The organism is Mycobacterium sp. (assembly GCF_049673265.1).
Classification (GTDB): Bacteria; Actinomycetota; Actinomycetes; order Mycobacteriales; family Mycobacteriaceae; genus Mycobacterium.
The window spans coordinates 1-1,603 of the sequence record NZ_JBATXN010000613.1 but is presented as its reverse complement, the minus strand read 5'-3'; the positions used below and the strand labels follow the sequence as shown (position 1 = coordinate 1,603).

Genomic DNA, 1,603 nt, shown 5'->3' with positions numbered 1-1,603 from the left:
AGCAGTCCGCCGATCAGCGCCCCCAGATAGTCGGCGGCGGTGAGATTGGCCAATGTTCGGCCGGTGTCGGTGGGGCCGGAACTGCGGCCGCGTTGCAACATCGTCATCAGCAGCGGCACCTCGGCGCCGACCAGACCGCCGATCACCGCGGTGCCCAGCGCCAGAACCAACAACGATCCGCCGATGAACGAAAACATCACGTACAGCGCCGCCGCCGACAAACCGCCGATGATGCCGAGCAGCGCTTCAACCGCGATGAAGGTGATCGCCGCGCGCGCCAGCAGCGGCTTGACCAGTAGGGCGCCCGCGCCCAGCGCGGCAATGTAGCCCGCGACGATCAGCGACGTGGCGACGATGCCGCCGCCGTTGAGGCTCGCCGACAACGTCAGCAGCGCGAGTTCGTAGATGATGCCGCACGCCGCGCACGCTGCGACCGCGGCCAGCAGCACCGCCCGCCAGCGCCCCGAAGATTCGGCAAACGACGTCATGACAGCGCGGCGGCAGTCACCCCTCCTACGGCCAGCAGCATCACGGCCGTCGCGAACGCCGCCGGATGCAGCTCCGGCTCGTCGACATGCTGATGGAAGTTGCCCGGTATCACCAAGTGCATGGCCAGAATTGCGACCCCTTGCAGGATTACCCCCATCAGCCCGTACACCGCCACCCCCACCAGCCCCTGACCGAGCTGGCTGTAGCTGTTCGTGATCGCGCAGATGATCACAGCGGCCAGCGCGATGTAGTTCGCGCAGGCAAGTATGACGGCGTTGGGGCGACGGTCAATGAAGACCATTTGGCGCAGCTTCCCCGGAGTGAGCACATCGACCACGATGAACCCGAGAACCAGGACGGCCATGCCGACGACGAAGTACAAGATAGTGGCGACAACGCCTTTGACGACCGGGTTGAGGTCGATTGTTCCCAGTTCGAGCGCCAGGTACATGGACTATCTCCTTTGTTTACGGGTCATTTGGTCCCGCCCGGTCCACCGGAACTGCCGCCGGTGCCGCTGGACGGGGCTCCCGGGTAGAAGCCGGGCCCGAGAAAGATGAACGCGCCGTGGCTGTATCCGGCGCTCAAGTCCTCGACTCGAATGCTGCACGGGTGCGGGCCGTCCGGGCCGACTGAGACGATCGCGTCGTTGTAGCGCAGGAACTGCGTGCCGGCACTGGATGCCCGGGCTGCTGGGCTCTGATAGCCGGCGAGCGTGTCCGCAACCTTGGAAGGCGACCCGTCGCAAACGTAACGTTTTCCGCCCGCATCGTGGGCGTATTCGCGATAGTGGTCGGCCACATATGCGCGGATATCCTTGTGCAGCAATGTGACCCCGCCGATCAGGCTGCCGAAAGAGGCGATGAGCAGTACAACGGCCATGATGAACATGCGATTACGGGTCATGGGCGCCACCGGCTGGCGGTGTAGACGATGGTGCCGCCGGACGCGGCGGGATACAGGTGCCAGGTCTGCCAGCGCCAGCCAGCGCCGTCGGGCTCGGCGGACAGCGCGGTCAGCGCGGCATCGTCGCCGGGGAAAGTGCCGCCCAGCCAACCGGTTTCGCGTGCGCAGCGGTCGCGTAGCTGATGCGCGAGTCGACGAAACGTCGGCT

Annotated in this window: 3 protein-coding genes and 1 pseudogene; all 4 read right to left on the bottom strand. The window is 65.8% G+C overall.

From position 1 onward, the window contains the following. A pseudogene (locus WBF82_RS20715) lies at positions 1-488 on the bottom strand (polyamine aminopropyltransferase); the annotation flags it as partial. Beyond that, positions 485-940 (bottom strand): DUF350 domain-containing protein, encoded by a 456-nt coding sequence (locus tag WBF82_RS20710; RefSeq protein ID WP_424384808.1) that lies wholly within the window; start codon positions 938-940, stop codon positions 485-487. The pseudogene WBF82_RS20715 and the gene WBF82_RS20710, both read right to left, overlap by 4 nt. Before the next feature lie 23 nt (positions 941-963). Next, on the bottom strand, positions 964-1,395 hold the full coding sequence (locus tag WBF82_RS20705) for a DUF4247 domain-containing protein (protein ID WP_424384807.1): 432 nt from the start codon (positions 1,393-1,395) through the stop codon (positions 964-966). Next, positions 1,392-1,603, bottom strand: a 212-nt coding sequence (locus WBF82_RS20700) for a DUF2617 family protein (protein ID WP_424384806.1), incomplete at its 5' end; no start/stop codon positions are given. The genes WBF82_RS20700 and WBF82_RS20705, both read right to left, overlap by 4 nt.

Bases quoted from the DNA above. Each gene is read 5' to 3' on its own strand.
- WBF82_RS20710 (WP_424384808.1), bottom strand. From the start codon at position 940: ATGTACCTGGCGCTCGAACTGGGAACAATCGACCTCAACCCGGTCGTC.
- WBF82_RS20705 (WP_424384807.1), bottom strand. From the start codon at position 1,395: ATGACCCGTAATCGCATGTTCATCATGGCCGTTGTACTGCTCATCGCC.